Raw genomic sequence first — 18111 nt, 5'->3', positions numbered from 1 at the left:
GGTTCCATCGATGCTCCGTCACCGGCGTTTCGCCGCCACCGCTGCCGCCCTGACGCTCGGCGCCGTCGCCACGGCCGTGTTCGGCTTCGTGGCTCCGGCCTCCGCGCACGTCACGGTCAATCCGCGCGAGGCCACCCAGGGCGGCTACGGCCGGCTCGCGTTCCGGGTACCGAACGAGAGCGACACCGCGTCCACCACCAAACTGGAGATCTTCCTGCCGGAGAACGCACCGGTCGGCTCGGTGTCGACCATGCCGGTGCCCGGTTGGTCGGTGGCGGTGGAGAAGCGGCAGGTCGACCCGCCGGTGCAGGTGCACGGCAGCGAGATCACCGAGGTGGTATCCAAGATCACCTGGACGGCCGGTGACGGAGCCGCCATCGCCCCCGGCACCTTCCAGGAGTTCCCCGTGTCCATGGGGCCGCTGCCCGAGACCGACCAGATGGTCTTCAAGGCGTTGCAGACCTACTCCGACGGTGCCGTGGTGCGCTGGATCGACGAGCCGCAGCCCGGTGGCGAGGAGCCGGCAGCTCCGGCACCGGTGCTCACCCTCACCGCCGCCTCCGCCGCCGACACGCCGACGGAGGCGCCGGCCGACTCGCCCGCTGGGGCGCAGTCAGACGACAGCGACGACGAGGACGGCAACGGTCTGGCGGTCGGCCTCGGCGTCGCCGGACTGCTCGCCGGCCTCGGTGGGCTGGTGCTCGGTGGGCTGGCCTTCGCCCGCACCCGGCGTTCCAGCGGCACGGCGGCGACGCCAGCCCCCTGAGGCGTCATCGCATCGCAGGCCCGCCGGGTGATCCCCGGTGGGCCTGTCCGCTTTCGGCGTCCCTGCCGTGGATATCCGCTGATTGGCGGGTCGGCGTAGGTAAGGTCGGCCGGGTGTCTGGCTACAGAGGGGAGCAGGGCGCATGCGTTTCGTGTGGACGCTTACCGGAATGCTGCTGCTGACCGTCGGCACCGCCGCGCTGCTCGGCGCGGCCGCGCTCGGTCTGCTGACCGGTCACGCTGGCCCCGACGGGGCGTTCACCGCCCGTTTCGAGACCGCGCAGACGCCGGGCCACGCGGTGGTGGTGACCGACCTCGACGCGCTGGTACGCCGGGAGGTGCCGTTCGCCCGGGGCGGGCAGGCGCGGCTGCGGTTGGACGCCCGTACTCCCGACGGGCCGGCCTTCGTCGGGCTGGCCCCGGCCGAGGAGGTGCAGCGGTGGCTGGCCGGCGCGCCGCACGCCGCGGTGCTCCGGATGCCGCTGGCCCGGGGTCCGCTGCCGGTCCGGCTGGAACAGGTGACCCCGGCGGCGGGGACACCGCTCACCGTCCCGGCCGCACCCGCCGCGCAGACCTTCTGGGTACGCGCCGGTCACGGCGTGCTCGAGTGGAGCCCCGGCGACCTGGCCGGGCGGCGGCTGAGTCTGGTGCTGTTGCGACCCGACGGTGGGGCGGGGGTGACCCTCGACCTGCGCGCGGAACTGCGGGCCGGCTGGATCGCCCCGGCCACCTGGGGCTCGCTCACCGGCGGGACGCTGTTGGTGATCCTCGCCGCGTTGGTGCTGCTGCGGCCGGTCCGGCCGCGCGAGGTGGTCTTCGTGGTCGAGCCGGACCAGGTGCCGGTGCTCGCCGGACGGCTCGGGATCAGCTCGCTCAGCGGCCTGGGAGCCCCGGCACCACCCGGTCCTCGCAGGCTGCCGGAGCGTCAACTCGTCCCGGTCGCCGCCACCGTGCCGGCCACCACGACCCGACCCGCCATCGGCCCCGTGCCCCGCCCGGCCACCCTCGCCGAACTCCCCGACCCTTCGTCCCCGCCCCACCCCCTCCGCCCACCCGCCCCACCAACCTGATGGGGCGGGCGGCCCTCCGTGCTGCCGACGCGGAGGGCCGCCCTTCACCGGGGGATATCGGTGTTCGTGGGGTTTTCTGACCCTGGGGCAGATTACCGAGTAATCGGAGTCTCGGGAAGAGTGTCCGACTTTGTCGGCTGGCGACTCGGCAAGCGGGCGCCGCCGCGCACAGGTAGGACGACGAGCAGCACCAGGCAGAGCCAGACGTACGCGTTGCGAAGCACGAACTCCCACGGGCTGCCGGTGGGCGACGGAGTGATTCCCCAGTCGTAGAAGGACACCACCCCGTACACGATGACCGAGGTGACGCTGACGGCGAGGATCACCAGCCGGCGGCGTCGGCGGGCTCCCGCGACGGTGCGCGGGTCGGTGCCCAGGGCGGCGTCGGCGAGGATCATCACCGCCGGGATGAACCAGTAGATGTGGTGTGTCCAGGTGATGGGGCTGATCAGCGCCGCCACCAGGCCGGTCAGCGTCAGGCCGGTCAGCGCGTCCCCGGCCTGCGACGCCCGCACCGCCCGCCACAACCCGTACCCGCTGACCACCGCGACCAGCAGCAGCCAGAGCAGCCGGTTCGGCTCCTCTGGGGCGATCAGCCGGCTCAGCAGCCCGAACAGCGACTGGTTGCCGGTGTAGTCGGTGCGGCCGACCCGGTCCGTGGCCCAGAGCTCGTGCGTCCAGAACCGCCATGAATCACCGGGCGCCACCGCCGCGGCGAGCAGGGTCGCCCCGGCCGCGGTCGCCCCGGCCACCACCGCCGCCCGCCACCGCCGGGTGGCCAGCAGGTAGATCACGAAGATGGCCGGGAACAGCTTGAGCGCCGCCGCCAACCCGATGCCCACCCCGGCCCAGCGGCTGTCGCGGGGTACGGCGAACAGCAGGTCGGCCAGGATCAGCACCACCAGCAGCATGTTGATCTGCCCGAAGGTGATCGTCTCCCGGGTGCTCTCCACGCCGAGCACGAACAGTACGCCCACCACCAGGGTGAACAGGTGAGGTAGCCGGTGCCGACGGATCACCGGATCGAGCAGCCACTTCGTGGTGACCACCACGCCGAGCAGGGTCAACCCGGTGAAGATCGCTACGGTGGCGCCCAGCTTCAACCAGGAGAACGGCAGCAGGATCAGCGCGGCGAACGGCGGATAGGTGAAGAACAACTCACCCTGCACCCGGTCCGGCTGCGCGTAGTCGTACAGCGGGTTGCCGGCGGCCCACCAGTCCATGGCCGCCATGTAGATCTTCAGGTCGAAGAAGTCGTGGGTGCGTCCCGGCAGGTAGAGAGCCGGGAGCACCGCCGCCAACGCCAGTGCTCCGACGACCCGGCGGGCCGTACGGCTGCCCGGGTCGTCCAGGTCGACGCAGGGTGGTGTGGCGGGTTCGGCGGGCACGGGGAAGACCCTAGCGGTCGGTGACCGTGACGGCGCGGAGCCACGAGACTTGGCCTGCGCGTAGGCTGTCCCGGTGGCTGATCTTCTCGTCTGGATCGACTGTGAGATGACCGGGCTTGACCTCGGTGGTGACAAACTGATCGAGGTCGCCGCGTTGGTCACCGACCCCGACCTCAACGTGCTCGGTGAGGGCGTCGACGTGGTGATCCACGCTGACGACGCCGCGCTGGACGCGATGCCCGAGATCGTCCGGACGATGCACGGCAAGTCGGGGCTGACCGACGAGGTACGTCGCTCCACCATCACCCTCGCCGAGGCGGAGGAGCGGGTGCTCGACTACGTCACCCGCCACGTCAAGGATCCGCGCATCGCCCCGCTGTGTGGCAACTCGATCGCCACCGACCGTGGCTTCATCGCCCGGGACATGCCCCGCCTCGACGCCCACCTGCACTACCGGATGATCGACGTCTCCTCGATCAAGGAACTGTGCCGCCGCTGGTATCCCCGCGTGTACTTCGGTCAGCCACAGAAGGGCCTGGCGCACCGGGCCCTGGCCGACATCCGGGAGAGCATCCGCGAGCTGGAGTACTACCGGCGCACCATCTTCGTGCCCCTGCCCGGGCCGGACGTGGAGAGCGCCAAGGCGATCGCCGGCGAACTCTGACGCCCCGGACTGCCGCGGCGCGCCCTCGCGGCCCGGGCGGCAACCCGCTGGACGGGGTCGGCCGTGGTGGGGGTATGATTTCACCGCACCCGCCCCTGGCGATCGACCGGGCGCGGCGGCATGGTGGCTGTAGCTCAGTTGGCAGAGCACCGGGTTGTGGTCCCGGTTGTCGTGGGTTCAATTCCCATCAGTCACCCCACCGGTCAGGCCCCCTCCACGGAGGGGGCCTGACGCTTTCGGGGTGACCGGCAGTCGGTCCGCTGCGGGGAGCAGCCGCCCCCGGTTGCGGCATGACGCGGTATGCCCACCGACGGAGGCCGCAGGTTGCGGCATGTCGTGGCACCGGTGCCGGCGTGCGGGTCAGGCGCCAGGGGCCTCGCTCGCGTCGACGTCCGGGTCGGTCTCGTCGTTGGCTGCCGGCTCGTACGGCAGGGCGCTGCCCTTGACGTACTCCTCCCAGCTGACGTTCCAGTCCGTCCAGCCGTTGCCGAGCTGGAGCTTGCGTTCGGTGCCCTTGACGACGATCGGGTCACCGACCTTCGTGTTCTTGAACAGCCAGGCGCCGTTGGCCATCGAGACGTTCACGCAGCCGTGCGAGACGTTCGTCGTGCCCTGCTGCCCCTCCGACCAGGGTGCCGCGTGGATGAACTCGCCACCCCAGGTGAGCCGCTGCGCGTAGTCGATCTTCGTCCGGTACCCCTCCTCGGGGCCCAATTCGTCGTAGGTGTCGAAGACCGTCTTGCGCAGCTTCTCCATCACCACCATCGTGCCGCTGGAGGACGGGGTGCTCTTCTTGCCCAGGCTCACCGGAATGGTCTTGATCTTCTCGCCGTTCTTGGTGACGGTCATCCGCTTGGTCCGGTTGTCCACCGTCATCAGCAGCTTCGGTCCGATGGCGATGTCGACGGTCAGGTCGGCCCGGCCGTACCAGCCGTCGCCAAGCGGCAGCCCGCCGGCCTGCACCCGGTACGACACCTTGCTGCCGGCCTGCCAGAACTCCTTCGGCCGGTAGCGGATCTCGGTGGGGCTCACCCAGTGCCAGATGCCCTCCTGGGCCGGCTCCGAGGTCACCGTCATCCGGCGTTGCAGGTCGGCGCGGTACTTCTCCGGAATGTCCCGGCCGAACTTGACGATCAGCGGCATGGCCACCCCGACCGTCTGGTCGTCGCCGAGGAAACTGCTGATGCGTACCTGCTTCTCCGGCTTCTCCATCACCGTGAAGGCGCTGGTCGCCGTCGCCGGCAGGCCGTCGTCGCCGGTCGCCGTGACGGTGACGGTGTACGACGCGCCGTAGGTCAACGCCCCCGCCGGCAGCCAACTGCGGCCGTCGGCGGCGAGCTCGCCCTCGACCGACTCGCCCTCGGCGTCGGTCAGCTCGACCGTGACGTCCTCGGCCTGCTCGGCGGCGAAGGCGATCGCCGCCGACGCCGGCACGTCCTTGGCGTCCGCCGCCGGCTCGCTGATGCTCACCGACGCCTTCGCGGCCGGCTGGTCGGCACCGTCCTGCCAACCCGGCCCCTTGTCGCCGCCCTTACCGCCGGTGCAGGCGGAGGTCAGTGCCAACGTCACGACGAGCAGGCCCGCGGCGAGCACCCCCCGCCTCCGGTTGCGCTGGTCCCGAATCCGCATGGTGTCCTCACAGTCGTGGTCCGTGTCCCGTCCACATCACTGACGCACCAGTTCACGTACCCGTTGCGCCCAGTGAACCGAAACACGTGGAGCGGGATGTCCGGATAGTTACATATTTCGTCCGGTCACACGGCCGGACCGGCACCACCGTCCGGAACCGGCAGCGCACTGCCCTTGACGAACTCCGACCAGCTCAGGTTCCATGCCGTCCACCCGTTGCCCGCCGCCAGCTTGCGTTCGGTGCCGGTGATGGTGATCGGATCACCGATCTTCGTGCGTTGGAAGAGCCAGCGGGCGTTCGCCATCGAGACGTTCACGCAGCCGTGGGAGACATTCTGCCGCCCCTGGACGTTCTCCGACCAGGGTGCCGCGTGGATGTACTCGCCGCCCCAGGTGAGCCGCTGGGCGAACTCGATGTCGGTGACGTACCGGTTCTCCGGATCGGGGTCGTCCATCGTGTCGAAGACTGTCGCTTCCTTCTTCTCCATCACCACGAGCGTGCCGCTGGACGAGGGGGTCTTCTTCTTACCCAGGCTGACCGGCAACGTCTTGACCAGCTGCCCGTCCTCGTACACCCGCATCTGCTTGTCCGAGTTGGTCACCTTCATCTCGAAGGCCGAGCCGATCTTCGCGGTGGCGCTGCGGTCGACGTTGCCGTACCTGCCGTTGCTCAGCGGGATGCCGGCCAGGGCGATGCGTACGGTCAGCTTGGTACCGGCCTTCCAGTACTCCGGTGCCCGGTAGTACGCCTGCGTGCCGTTGCTCACCCAGTGCCAGGCACCCGGCTGCGGCGGGTCGGTCTGCACGAACATCCGCTTCTGCACCTTCGCCCGGTCCTTGGCCGGGATGCCCGGGTGGAACTCCGCCACCACCGGCATCGCCACCCCGTACGTCCGGTCGTCGAACAGGTACAACCCGGAGGTGATCATCGAACCCGGCTTGGCCATCGTGGTGAACGTGCTGGTGCCCTCGCTCACCGCGCCGTCCGGCCCCTTCGCGGAGACGGTGGCGGTGTAACGGGTGGACCACTTCAGCGGAGCCGACGGCACCCATGACGACCCGTCCGTACGCAGTCTGCCCTTGACCGTCTTGCCGTCCTTGGTCTTGAGGGTGACCTGCGACACTTCGCCGCCGTCCGGCAGCTTCGCGCCGATCTCCACGCTGACCGGCCGGTTCTTCGACCCGTCGGCCGGGCTCACCGTCAGCGGCGGACCACTCGGCACCTCCGGTGTGCCCGGCGTCGCGGTGCCGGTCGCACCGGGTGTCTGACCGGGTACGAACTCGGCCACCGCACGTTCCTCGCCGCAGCCCGACAATGCCAGCGACGCCACCAGCCCCAAGCCGCCCAACAGCGCCCCGGTCCGCGCGAACCTGCCCATCCCCACCCCTGCCGTTGCGCACCTGGCGGACATCGTGCCGTACCGCTGCCGCCCGGCATCACCCCGGTCCCACACTTTGCGAGGGATTTTTGGCTAATGTCCGATAAGCTCGACCGAAGGGGTGAGCCCGGGATCGGATTGGAACCCGGTTCGGGCCGCGTGCTAGTGTTTCCCCCGTTGTCAGCGAGCGCCGCTAGCTCAACTGGCAGAGCAGCGGACTCTTAATCCGCGGGTTCGGGGTTCGAGTCCCTGGCGGCGCACCAACGAGCAAGGCCCTGACCTGGTAGAGCTCTGCCGGTCGGGGCCTTTTTCGCGTACGCCGGTGGTGGCTGGTAGCTCGGTGGGTGCTCGGGAGCCGTTGGACCGGATCGGCTAACGGTGGACGCGGGTACGACAGCGGATCGGTCGGAGCTTGATCAACGCAGGGCTGGGATGTTGTCGAGCTGATCGGGGCGAAGGTTCCCCCTGACGATGCCGGACGGTCGCGCCTGGTCAGGTGCGCAGGCAACGACCTCTTCGGGAGTGATCGCATAGTCGACGCTGAAGTCGTGATCGGCGTCCGGAAGTTCCTCGTCAAGGAGCTGGCTCTGGTGGACGGTGGTGGCTATGGCGGTGTCCCGGGTCACTAATCCGGCCTCGGTCAGGAGCGCGATCTCCAGGTCGGAGTAGCCGGTGCCCTTGCCAACCCATACGCCGTTGCGTCGGCTGATCGCGACGCTGCCGCACACGATCATATCTACCGGCCGCATTTCGTCGGGGCCGACCGTGGGGGGGGGGCGATCTCGGGCGCGCCTTTGCTCGTGGCGGCAGTCTCGAACGGGACTGTCAGCACCGCCGGGTCGAGCAGGTAGAAAGGCTTCGGTGGCGAGTCGCGGGACCGCCATGTAGAGCAGCTTGCCCTCGTGGAGGGTGCGCACCCGGACAGGCAACTGGGCCCGGTCGGGGTTGCACTTGATGACCCTTGCCTTCTTCCAGACATCCAGGTCCGCGAGCCTGGCTGCGGCGTCGTCCTTGCCGGTGAAGTCAGGAATGTGGCCATGCACCCCTGGCGGTGCCATGCCTGCGCGTTCGAGGAGATCCCAGACGCGTCGGCGAACGGCCTGCTTGGCGTCGTCGGTGCTTGTCACGATGTTGCTCCTATGGAGTCATGAGGGTGAGGAGGCGTTCGTTGACATCCTGGACCGCAGGCCGATCGCTCCAGGGCCGCAGTTCGCGGGCTGCGGCGAAGGCGAGGTTCAGGCCGCCTCCCGCGCGGGTCCGCTCAATGACGCTGATGGCTTGATGCAGGTAAGAGGTGGCTGTATCGAGGTCGCGATGACGGATGTTGGCGAGGGTGAGGTTACCGAGGACGACGGCTGTCGACTTGCGGCGTGCGGCGACCAGTTGGTGGGCTTTCTCCAACGCCGTGATAGCGTCCGCCGACCTGTTCAACGACAACCAGCACGAGTTCAACGACAACCAGCACGAGCCCGCGAGTCGGGCGTGGTGGCTGGGACAGTAGAGGACGGAGGCAGGATCCTGCGGGCCCACCGAGGCGAAGGAATCCTCCGCGACTCCGAGGGCCTCAGCGCAGTCCCGAACCTGACCGAGCATCGCGTGTGCCTCGGCGCGGTGTAGTTGGGCGAGGCCCGCAAGTAACAGGGCTGGGTGCGGCGGCTCACCTCAGTGGCGTTTGCGGTCAACGCGATGGCAGCGGTTGGCCGCTTGGTGCCATAGAGCGCCAGGTAGCTCTTGCGAAGTAGCGCGTTGGCTTCGGCGACAGGATCGCGGGCTTCCTTCGCGGCGTTGATCACCTGGTCGAAGTATGCGGCGCTGGCGGCGTGGTCGTGTCGTTGCGTGGCGTCCCATACCAGCTGGCCCATCAGCGTGGCCGATTCGGCGATCGCGGCAGCCAGTTCACGCTGAACTGAGCTGGCGTCGGCGTACTGACGGAGAAAGACCGCCTACCCCAGCTTGAGCAGCTCACGCATGCGCTGCTGGTCGTCGCGGGAACTGTCCAGCCAGCTCAATCCCGAGGCCATCAACACCCTCCGCTCATTCTTCTGCGCCATCGAGAAGGTCGCTGAGTGGACCGGTGGGTAGCGCGATCCAGCCCTCGATACGTGCGACCGTCCGCTGTTCGTCGTCCGGCTCGGCTGCCCGGCCGATCGCCACCGCACGTGCGTTCAAGGCCGCGATCACCGAGTCGAACGCGTCGTGGCTGCGCCGACACAGCCTGTCGAAAGCACCCAACTCCAGCCAGGGCGCGGCGCGGCAAAGCGCGGTCACCAGGTCGGCATGGCGTACATCCTGGCCCCGGCCCTTGTAACCGCGGTACGCCAACCCCCAACGGCACAGGGCCGCCGCCGGGTACACCTCCACAACCCGGCCGTCGCCGCAACGGTCCACGTCGTGCCCGGCAGCAGCGAGCATCGCCAGCAATCCGGCGCCGCGGAAGGCAGCATGAGCGATACGGTCCGCAGCCACGCTCAGCGGGACGATGCCGGTCTCCTCGCGGACCACCTCGTCCGTCAGCCGGTAAGCCAGGCGACGTCGCCACTGGGCAGCGTCACCATCGGCAACGGAGACATGGCCGGTGCGGTGGGCCTGCACGAGCGCGACAAAAAGCTCCGGCCAGCCGAGCGGGCAGTCCAGTCCGACCTTGTCAGCGTGCTCGCTGGCCTCGACGATGCGAGCGTCGCTGACGTCGAGGACCAGGTCCCGCACCATGGCGCGGTCCGGCAGCCATTCGACCGTGGCCATCGCCGTGCGCTTGTCCGCCGCTGCGAGGTCGACGCCGAGGGTCAGCACCGCACCACTCTAGGTGCCGTTAGCGCAGTAGGACATGGCGCGACCGACGGTCGTTGACCGACGTTTAGCTGTGTCCGAGATCCGATGTGCTGAGCCACGGTCGGGCGCGGCTGCCGCGTCGAGGTGAACGGTCATTAGCTCCGTCCATGTTGGTCATGCTGCTTCCTGCTCCGACACATGGATCGATGCATGTTGGCTAGGCTCTTGGCGACGGGGGAGGTTCAAATGTCTTCGCGCACGGGGGCGAGTGCGTTTCTTGCGGTGGTGTTGTCGGTTGTGCTGGCCGGTTGCGGCACGGATGGCGGCACACAACCGCCAGCCGGACAGAGCCCATCGGCAGCGACCGCCGCGCCGGCGGCCAGCGAGGTGGCCGCCTCGGTTGAGCCCGAGGCCGCGCCGGTCAATCCCGTCGAGGTGCTTGCCCGCAATACCCGGCGCGCGTATGCGGCGTGTGGCGGCTGCGGAGGAGTACTCGCCCTCTCTGGTGCCGACCTGCAGGCGGCGATCGACTCCCTGGTTGCCGAGCACTCCAAGCAGGCCGGCCCGGCACTGACGCGAAAGAACGCGGAACTTGCCCTTTACGGGCCGGCCGGGACGACGCCGAAGGTGGCCGGGGACAACGTCCAGGGATACGACGTGTTGTTCTACGACGCGTCGGGCAAGCTCGTGCTGGGACGCCAGATCAAGACATTCGCCGGCAAACCCAACCAGTTTCCGGGCCGGCTCAGCGATGCGGCACCCAACATGCAATACCACGGAGAACTGCTGGTTCAAGTAGCGCCCGGTGTCGACGCGGCGGCTGTGGAGGGCATGATGAAACGCTTCTGGGGCAACCGCTCCGATGCACGGCTGGCCGTCTACCAGAACGTGTGGGTGGCGTTTCGTTCTCCGGACGGAAGGCCGCTGGGCTTGTGGATGCCGGGCGCGCGTGGCATGGGCGTGCCGGGCTGATCGGGGGGACAACCTGTGGGGATAGACGCCAGCCTGTTCTGCCTCTGCCGACGAGTCCGCCTCTTTCTCGGCAAGCCGGTGCGTAACTCGTGGGACGACATCATCTATTTCGCCTACGCGCACCCGAATGCGCCTAACCACAGTCAGTCGCGGGAGATGTCGGGGGCGTTGTGGAAGATCTTCGCTGAACACGTCGGCCACCAGTTGCAGGTGATCTACGACTCTCAGCTGGAGTACGACGAGATGTGGGAGCCGCCCGGGCCGCCCGCCAAAATCGGCGGCGACGAGCCTGGCGACATCGAGTTCGATGACTACCTTGCCGGCTGGCCAGAGGATGACTTCGCCGACTACCCGAGTAACGGTTGGGATGTGTCGAAGGTCGGCTATCTTGCGTGTTTCCGTTGTCGGGAACGGCTCTGCCTGGGGCATGCGGTGCGCGATGCCGACGGGCGGGTGTTGTTCTTCCACCGTGGTGGTCCGGAGACTCCGGCCAACTCCCGGCAGCCGGTGCTCAACCGGGCGGCCTGGCGGTTTCTGGCCCGGCACTCCACCCATGAGATGCCGATCGTCGTCGGTCCACCGTACGACCGGGACATTGACGGGTACGTCGAGATCGGCGGCCAGCGGCCTAACGACGTTCCATTTGACGATTACCTGGCCAACTGGCCGGGGTAGGCCGGGCGCATTCACCCGGCACGTCGCTCCGCATCAACGGACGACGCCACGCCGACAGCCCACCCGAGGCGCGTCACGGTGGTGCTCCCTGGGTGCTCGGCCGCCATGGACCGGCTCGCTCAGACTGGACCGGGGGATACATCGGTTTGGCACAAACGGGCAAGCCAGCCAGCGCGTGGACCGGTAAGACCTGAAGAGACGGGAGAGCACTGATCAACGCCGCCTCTGAATCCGCGGGTTCGGGGTTCGAGTCCCTGGCGGCGCACCAACGAGCAAGGCCCTGACCTGGTAGAACTCTGCCGGTCGGGGCCTTTTTCGCGTACGGCGGTGGTGGCTGGTGGCTCGGTGGGTGCTCGGGAGCCGTTGGACCGGGCCGGTGTCGGTGGAACGCGGTGCGGTGCCAGCGGACAGACCCTTGATCAACGGGGTGAGTTGCTGCCAGTGCGTCTCGGGCGTGGATGGGGGTTGGTCGTGCGTCGGATCGTGCGTAGGTCGGTGCGGGCCATTCTGCTGGATGAGGACGACCGTCTCGTGCTGATCAAGCGGACCAAGTCCGGCCAGGCGCCGTACTGGACCACGCCGGGCGGTGGTGTGGAGTCGACGGATGCCTCTCTGGAGGCTGCGCTTCGTCGGGAGCTGCTGGAGGAACTTGGTGCCTCGGCCGATCGGTTCGCCCAGGTGTTCCTGTTCACCGTCCCGGCTGGTGAGGGTATTTCTGTCCAGCACTTCTTCGCCTGTCGGCTAATTGAGCTGCGGGAGGCTACTCGAAGCGGGCCGGAGTTCGATGATCCGTTGCGTGGTGACTATCAGCTCGATCGAGTGACGATCGAGAAGCTGCCTGCGGTGGATCTCAAGCCGGAGGGGCTGACCGAGTTCATCACCTCCAACAAGGAGGCACTGCTCTCGGTGTAGGCAGCTTGGGCAGAGCATCCTTGCTTGGAGCCAGCGTCGCCCCGTCGCCGCACAACCCCTACGCTGGCGGCATGAGGGAACCCAGTGCGGACCGGACCTACGCCACGCCGGATGACCTCCCGGTCTCGGCACTGCTGCCTGAGCTGCTGCGGAGTGTTCGTGAGGGACAGGTCGTCTACCTCAGCGAGCAGGATGAAACGGTCGCCGCTGTCGTGCCGCTGGAGGTAGCGAGGGCGGGCCTGGCGGCACTGGGCCGATCCGAAGAAGGGCTGCGGTGACGGTCCTGCCTGGTATCTGTTGATGAATCAGCGCCCGGCGGCGTCGCCGGCCGAGTCGATCCCCGACGAGATCCGTGTCGATGTGGAGACGCTGTGGCGCTACCACGACATGGGCCACGAGCTGCGGCCGTGTGACGTGGGGATCGGACTGGGCAGCCATGACCTTGGCGTCGCGGTGATCGCGACGCGCCTGTTCCACGAGGGATTGTTTCCCTGGATCGTGTTCACTGGGGCGAACGCGCCGACGACGGTGGAGCGGTTCCCTCGCGGCGAGGCCGTGCACTACCGCGAATACGCGATGGAGCAGGGCGTGCCGGCGGACTCGATTCTCGTGGAACTACGGGCCACGAACACCGCCCAGAACCTGGAGTACTCCCGGCAGCTCCTGGCCGAACGGCGTATCCCGGTGCGGTCAGTGGTGATCATGTCGCGGCCGTACCAGCAGCGTCGGGCGTACGCCACGTGCAGGCTGATGTGGCCGGAGGTAGACGTGGTCTGCGCGTCGAACCCGTTGGCACTCGACGACTACGTGCGCAATATCGGTGACCCGCGGCGGGTGGTGGAGATGCTGGTCGGCGACACCCAGCGGATCGAGGTGTACGCCGAGCGCGGGTTCGCGATCCCACAGGAGATGCCGGACGAGGTCCGGGCTGCCTATGAGCGACTGGTGGCGGCCGGCTACACGAGCCGGCTGATCTGACCACGGCTACCAGCGTGGTCCACCCGACCGGACGCCCATCCGTTCGCTGAGTTCGACGGCCAGACGGGGCGGCCGGGGGCGGATGAGGATGTCCCGGACGAGGTCGCGGGAGAGCCGGTGGTAGCGCACCTGGTCTGGGCCGATGACCTCCGCGTCCAAGAGCGCGCCGAGGGCGTCGTCGATGCAGTTCCAGCGCGCCAGCGCTCGCGCGGTCTCGATGGCGTGGCGGACCTGCCGCTCGATGGGCAGGGCACCGGTATCGAGTGGGGTACCTATGGCGATGGCGCGTTGCACGTCGCCGAGTTCCATCGCCACGGTCGTCTTGTGGATCGACACGTTGGTGGGGCCGAAGGCGGTCCACACGTGGTTGTCGTCGGCGCCGAGCTGGGTCGCTGCGGCGTCGGCTTCGAAAGCCGACCGTCTATGGCGACAAACGTTGACCACCGAGGGCCATATGCCACAAACGACTCGCCCGGCTGATCCACCACTGCTCACCCATGCCTGGCGTCAACTGTTCGAGCGGCAGGTCCGGGAAGCCGGCCGCCGGTGACCGGCGACCGGGACCAGGGCCCGGCCCGAGCGAATGGTGCAGCCGTGTTCCGGCAGGAACATCTGCCAATGCGGCCACTGTGGCTTTGCCGGCGGTGCGGTCAGCCGTGGCCGTGCGGCGCGGCGAAGCTCGCCCTCGCGGCCGAGTACCGGGACAGCCCGGTGAGCCTGTTCCTCTACCTGGCCAGCTGCCTGCACGACGCGATCGATGACCTGCACCGGCTCAATCCCAGTGAGGCGGGTGGTACCGCCTCACTGTTTGACCCGTTCCTCGGGTGGCCCGCCCGCACCCACGCCTACCGAGCCAGAACCGCCACGGCGATCGGGAACGAGGAGACTTCGTGAACAGCCCGAACAATCACGAAACCGCCTGACACCCCCGCCAGACACAACCAGCCTGACCGCCGATCGCCACCCTGCGGTTGCCGGAGTACGTAACCACTGTATGGATGCGGGGGAAACTCAGGCTTGCCGGCTCAGCCATACGCGGTCCGGGGCTCGGCATCGTGGGCGGTGCGCGCCGCGCACGTGACAGTGGCGTTCATAGTCGGCTTCCTTGTTTGACCGAGCACGAAATCGTCCCGCAGCGTGTGCACTGCGCGTCGCGGTATCGGAAAAGGGCGGGGAGAGGCTGCTATCGAACGGCGGGGAATCTCTGGCAAGGACCTCGTCCGCGAGCCGGCACCGGTTAACCGGAGACCACGCCTCATAGCTCGGCCAAGGCGACATTTCAAACTTCATCGACACCATCGCACGAAATCCGACGACTCGGCCGGAAGGGTTATGAGTCTGCACCTCCACGACTTCGCTGCCGAGCAACCGGTCCTGCCTGCTGAGGGGTGGAAGCGGACTATGGCAAGCTCAGCGGCGTTGTGGGTGTACTGACACGTCAAGCATTGACTCTGATCATGCCATCCGGCACACTTTCCGGAGTCGCCTCGGTGCGGCCGGTAAGCCCTTTGTTGCAAGGTTGTTTCCTCAGTCAACGTAGACAGGTCCGGATCCCCACAATGGCGTTGGGGATTGCGTAGAGCCTCATACCAGTATTTGGACGTCGATGGCTTTCTAGCCTGCCGGTCCCGCGCGCCTTCGGGCGCAGTTCTGCCGCTCGTGCGTCGCGGCTCTGGACTCGTCGCTTAAAGCCGGGTGGCGCATTCGTGGCCGGTGTGGCTGATTCAGGCCCAGATCCGAGTCGGCCTGTTCGTTTCCCCATGGATCGGAGATCTAGTGCGCATCGCCTTCCTCACCACGACTCAGCATGGCCACCTCAACCCGTACATTCCGGTGGTCAATGCGCTCCAAGCCGCCGGCAACGAGGTTGTGCTGCTGTTGGTGTCGGCGGACGGTGGCGTACTCGGCGAGCAGCGTCGCCAGGCCCTGGGCGCGGCGGAGGTCCACCTGGTCGGGCAGGTCCAGATGGCGCCGTGGAGCGACGATCCGGCAAAGATCGGTCCGATGCTCGAATCGTCACCGCTGGCGGACCAGGTGGCTGATGCGCTCCGAACGACGCAGCCGGACTTCGCGCTGCTCGATTCGCTGCCGGTATTGGCGGCAGCGATGGCGGGGGCCCAGGCGTCCGGTGTGCCGTACGGGATGATCTGGGCGAACCTGGGCGGAGTATGCCCGAAGGAGCGTCGGCAAGGTCGCTGGCTGTACGACGAACAGGTTGGCGACTATCTGACCAGGCGCGGGGTGTTGTGGTCGACCCGGACGCATTCGGCGCGTTCGCCAATTCTCAACGTGATGCCGACGATTCCCTCGCTCGTCGGGGATGAAGCGGTCACCGACGACGGCGTGCAGCTGGTCGGGTTGCCGGGCGCGGCAGGTATCCGCGGCGACGAGGTCGCCTTTCCCGGCCTGGAGGAGATCGACCCCGGCCGGCCGTTGGTGTTCGTCTCCTTCGGCACGATCTTTTTCAGGCGGCCCGAACTCCTACGCACGGTGATCATGGGGGCGGTGAAGACCGGTGCGCAGGTGATCGCCGCGGTGGGAGATCTCGCTGAGGAACTCGCGCTGCCCGCCGACGTGCTTACCGCCCCGTACGTGCCCCAACGTGAGGTGCTTGAGCGCGCCGACGTGTTCATCACCCATGGCGGCTACAACTCGGTGGCGGAGTCGATCCGGGCGGCGACACCGATGCTGGTGATCCCGCTAGCTGTGGATCAGCCTATCCAGGCGTACTTCGTGGAAACCGCGGGCTTCGGGACGGCATTGGAGCCGGCCGACGTCTCAGAACAGGCAGTCGCTGACGCTGTGACCGATCTGCTTGATCCCGGCCGGGACTATCGGGCGCGGCTGCGCGCGGCGCAGCCCGAATGCGGTAATTCCGCCGCGCGCACGGCAGAAATAGTCGGCAGCATGAGCGAGAAGCTACAGCGAAAGGGGGAGCAGTGACGATAGAACTGCAGCGGCCGGTGGACGGCCAGATCGTGTTCGACGATCCTGAGAATTTGTCGTTCCGGGTGGACCGCCGGGCCTACACCGACGACGACGTGGCCGCACAGGAGATTACCAAAATCTTCGATCGCTGCTGGTTGTACGTCGGGCACGAATCGGAGGTGCCCGAGCTGGGCTCCTATGTGTCACGTGACGTCGGAGGGCGCCCGGTGGTCATGGCGCGCGGCTCCGACGGGGTGATTCGAGTTCTTGCCAACAGCTGCCCGCACCGCGGGGCTCTGATCTGCTCGCAGTCGACCGGGCAGGCCAGATCGTTCCGGTGCCCTTACCACGACTGGACATTCTCCAATCAGGGTGACCTGGTCGGGGTTCCGCTCCCGGACGGGTACGGCCCAGGCTTCCGCAAGTCCGACTTCGGCCTGGCGCGGCACCGTAGCGACAGTTACCGGGGTTTCGTGTTCGCGACCTTCGATCCTGAGCAGCCACTCACCTTGACCGAGCATCTGGCGGGCGCGACGGAGTACCTCGATCTGATCGCCGACCAGTCCGAAGTAGGAATGGAGGTGATCCAAGGCGCGCAGTTGCACGGGGCTCGGGCCAACTGGAAGCTCATGATGGAGAACAGCGTCGACATCTACCATTTCCGCGCCCTGCACAAGCGTTACGTGAGCTACATCGAGTCGCTCGGGACGATGGCACCGCGACGACGAGGCGGCTTCGCCCGCGCTCTCGGCCGGGGGCACGGCGCCAATGAGTTGGTCCCGGCGGCAGCCCGGCCACTCGCCTACTGGACGCCGATGTTTCCTCCCGAGGTCAGGTCACGGATGGAGGCGACGGCCGCCCGGTTCGTCGAACGGTTCGGCGCCGAACGCGCCCAACGGATCACCGGCGCCAACCGAGCGTTGATGATCTTCCCAAACCTGATGATCATCGACGCCATCGGGATCACCATCCGCAAGATCGACCCGGTCAGCGCCGGCCAGATGTCCATCACCTCAGTCGCGCTGGCCCCCCAGGACGAGGATCCGGACATTCGGGAACTTCGTAAGAGTCACTACCTGACCTTCCTCGGTCCCGCCGGCTTCGCCACCCCCGACGACATCGAGATCATCGAGTCCTGTCAACGGGGCTACCTCAATCGCACGCTCCGCCACTCGGACCTGTCACGCGGTATGGCCAAGGAGGTCCCCGAGACCACCGACGAGCTTCCAGCCCGGGAGTTCTGGCGGCAGTGGGACCGGTTGATGCACGACGACGACCGCGAGGAAGGTCACCACCTCACTCGGCGGGCCGAGAGGCAAGGGGGGCAACGGCGATGACCACCGACACGATGAACACCGAGCCGGCGGTCGACGAGACGGCCCAGATGCGGTTGTGGCACCGGGTGAGCCAGTTCCTCTTCCGCGAGGCGCGGCTGCTCGACGAGTGGCGCCTGCGCGAGTGGTACGACGAGATGCTGACCGACGACATCCGCTACCTGGTGCCGGCCACGGACGTCCGGGGCGAGCCGGCCGACGCGCTCGGGCTCATCGACGACAACGCCGCCCGGCTGCGCCAGCGGATCGAGCAGATCCTCAACGGCGAGGTGTGGTGCGAGAATCCCCGCTCGCGGACGAATCGGATGATCAGCAATGTGGAGATTGTGGCTGATCGGGGCACGCACCTCGATGTGGCGGCGAATGTCGTCGTGTACCGGTTCGGGCACGGGCGCTCTGACTGTTACGTCGGAAAATTCCGGCTCGAACTCGCCGTCGAGGGCGAGTCGTTCCGGGTCCGGAGACGTCTCGTGGTGCTCGACCACGAGAGTCTTTACGAACACGGAAAGCTCAGCATCATCCTCTGAGATCTGACCGAGACACGGCCCTCCTCACCGCTTCGGGCGCTGGGGTGGGTCTGGTCAGGCTGCGCCGGTACCTGCCGCGTTGATCGACGATGCCGGCGGCGGGGCCCGGCGGCGGCGTGGA

General features: G+C 67.8%; 18 protein-coding genes, 2 tRNA genes and 2 pseudogenes. 15 read left to right on the top strand and 7 right to left on the bottom strand.

From position 1 onward, the window contains the following. The first annotated feature begins 10 nt into the window (after positions 1-10). Complete coding sequence (locus ENC19_RS04820; protein WP_164445869.1) at positions 11-766, top strand: YcnI family copper-binding membrane protein; 756 nt, start codon at positions 11-13, stop codon at positions 764-766. A 667-nt stretch (positions 767-1433) separates the two neighbouring features. Continuing rightward, positions 1434-1835 (top strand): annotated as a pseudogene (locus ENC19_RS31675) (hypothetical protein); the annotation flags it as partial. 92 nt (positions 1836-1927) lie between these two features. Here the strand turns inward: ENC19_RS31675 and ENC19_RS04810 are convergent. Continuing rightward, entirely contained in the window at positions 1928-3223 is a 1296-nt protein-coding gene (locus ENC19_RS04810) for a glycosyltransferase family 87 protein (RefSeq protein ID WP_164445867.1), read from the bottom strand. 73 nt (positions 3224-3296) lie between these two features. On the opposite strand from ENC19_RS04810, the gene orn reads away from it, so the two are divergent. Both orn and ENC19_RS04800 read left to right on the top strand, forming a co-directional pair. Next, positions 3297-3887: an oligoribonuclease gene (orn, locus tag ENC19_RS04805; RefSeq protein ID WP_164445866.1), complete on the top strand. Its 591-nt coding sequence runs from the start codon at positions 3297-3299 to the stop codon at positions 3885-3887. A gap of 123 nt (positions 3888-4010) precedes the next feature. Beyond that, positions 4011-4086 (top strand) — tRNA-His (locus tag ENC19_RS04800). Positions 4087-4247: 161 nt separating this feature from the next. Here the strand turns inward: ENC19_RS04800 and ENC19_RS04795 are convergent. Next, the gene (locus ENC19_RS04795; protein ID WP_164445865.1) at positions 4248-5516 is read right to left on the bottom strand and encodes a L,D-transpeptidase; all 1269 of its coding nucleotides are present in this window, start codon (positions 5514-5516) and stop codon (positions 4248-4250) included. 125 nt (positions 5517-5641) lie between these two features. After that, positions 5642-6895 carry a L,D-transpeptidase gene (locus ENC19_RS04790; protein WP_164445864.1) on the bottom strand — a complete coding sequence of 418 codons (1254 nt, stop codon included), beginning with the start codon at positions 6893-6895 and terminating at the stop codon, positions 5642-5644. Between the two features lie 187 nt (positions 6896-7082). Here ENC19_RS04790 and ENC19_RS04785 point away from each other — a divergent pair. Next, positions 7083-7158 (top strand) — tRNA-Lys (locus tag ENC19_RS04785). 153 nt (positions 7159-7311) lie between these two features. Here the strand turns inward: ENC19_RS04785 and ENC19_RS04780 are convergent. The 3 genes from ENC19_RS04780 to ENC19_RS04770 form a co-directional block, all read right to left on the bottom strand. Beyond that, positions 7312-8022, bottom strand: coding sequence for a 5-formyltetrahydrofolate cyclo-ligase (locus ENC19_RS04780; RefSeq protein WP_164445863.1), 711 nt, complete (start codon positions 8020-8022; stop codon positions 7312-7314). Between the two features lie 10 nt (positions 8023-8032). Beyond that, positions 8033-8296 carry a hypothetical protein gene (locus tag ENC19_RS04775; protein WP_164445862.1) on the bottom strand — a complete coding sequence of 88 codons (264 nt, stop codon included), beginning with the start codon at positions 8294-8296 and terminating at the stop codon, positions 8033-8035. 633 nt (positions 8297-8929) lie between these two features. After that, the gene (locus ENC19_RS04770) at positions 8930-9685 is read right to left on the bottom strand and encodes a DUF429 domain-containing protein (protein ID WP_164445861.1); all 756 of its coding nucleotides are present in this window, start codon (positions 9683-9685) and stop codon (positions 8930-8932) included. A gap of 225 nt (positions 9686-9910) precedes the next feature. On the opposite strand from ENC19_RS04770, the gene ENC19_RS04765 reads away from it, so the two are divergent. The 5 genes from ENC19_RS04765 (at position 9911) to ENC19_RS04745 (ending at position 13201) form a co-directional block, all read left to right on the top strand. After that, on the top strand, positions 9911-10636 hold the full coding sequence (locus tag ENC19_RS04765) for a hypothetical protein (protein ID WP_164445860.1): 726 nt from the start codon (positions 9911-9913) through the stop codon (positions 10634-10636). 15 nt (positions 10637-10651) lie between these two features. Beyond that, positions 10652-11311, top strand: a complete 660-nt coding sequence (locus ENC19_RS04760; protein WP_164445859.1) for a hypothetical protein — start codon at positions 10652-10654, stop codon at positions 11309-11311. A 471-nt stretch (positions 11312-11782) separates the two neighbouring features. Beyond that, positions 11783-12223 (top strand): NUDIX hydrolase, encoded by a 441-nt coding sequence (locus ENC19_RS04755; RefSeq protein WP_164445858.1) that lies wholly within the window; start codon positions 11783-11785, stop codon positions 12221-12223. A gap of 71 nt (positions 12224-12294) precedes the next feature. Continuing rightward, positions 12295-12501: a hypothetical protein gene (locus tag ENC19_RS04750; protein ID WP_164445857.1), complete on the top strand. Its 207-nt coding sequence runs from the start codon at positions 12295-12297 to the stop codon at positions 12499-12501. Between the two features lie 16 nt (positions 12502-12517). After that, entirely contained in the window at positions 12518-13201 is a 684-nt protein-coding gene (locus ENC19_RS04745; RefSeq protein ID WP_208020817.1) for a YdcF family protein, read from the top strand. A 6-nt stretch (positions 13202-13207) separates the two neighbouring features. Here ENC19_RS04745 and ENC19_RS29860 read toward each other — a convergent pair. Then, positions 13208-13609, bottom strand: a pseudogene (locus ENC19_RS29860) (XRE family transcriptional regulator); the annotation flags it as partial. A gap of 46 nt (positions 13610-13655) precedes the next feature. Here ENC19_RS29860 and amcA point away from each other — a divergent pair. The 5 genes from amcA to ENC19_RS04720 all read left to right on the top strand — a co-directional run bounded on the left by amcA (position 13656) and on the right by ENC19_RS04720 (position 17990). After that, positions 13656-13751, top strand: a complete 96-nt coding sequence (amcA, locus tag ENC19_RS31670; RefSeq protein WP_373688885.1) for a multiple cyclophane-containing RiPP AmcA — start codon at positions 13656-13658, stop codon at positions 13749-13751. Between the two features lie 68 nt (positions 13752-13819). Then, entirely contained in the window at positions 13820-14095 is a 276-nt protein-coding gene (locus ENC19_RS04735; protein ID WP_235944375.1) for a hypothetical protein, read from the top strand. 882 nt (positions 14096-14977) lie between these two features. Next, the gene (locus ENC19_RS31265) at positions 14978-16144 is read left to right on the top strand and encodes a nucleotide disphospho-sugar-binding domain-containing protein (protein ID WP_164445854.1); all 1167 of its coding nucleotides are present in this window, start codon (positions 14978-14980) and stop codon (positions 16142-16144) included. Further along, positions 16141-17466 (top strand): aromatic ring-hydroxylating oxygenase subunit alpha, encoded by a 1326-nt coding sequence (locus tag ENC19_RS04725; protein WP_309246159.1) that lies wholly within the window; start codon positions 16141-16143, stop codon positions 17464-17466. The genes ENC19_RS31265 and ENC19_RS04725 overlap by 4 nt, the downstream gene beginning before the upstream one ends. Further along, positions 17463-17990, top strand: coding sequence for an aromatic-ring-hydroxylating dioxygenase subunit beta (locus ENC19_RS04720; protein ID WP_164445853.1), 528 nt, complete (start codon positions 17463-17465; stop codon positions 17988-17990). Before ENC19_RS04725 ends, ENC19_RS04720 begins: the two co-directional genes overlap by 4 nt. Positions 17991-18111 lie beyond the last annotated feature (121 nt).

The sequence above is a fragment of the Verrucosispora sioxanthis genome (assembly GCF_010560025.1).
GTDB lineage: Bacteria > Actinomycetota > Actinomycetes > Mycobacteriales > Micromonosporaceae > Micromonospora > Micromonospora palythoicola.
Note: the sequence above shows the minus strand (reverse complement) of the source record. Positions and strands in the feature narration are given on the sequence as shown.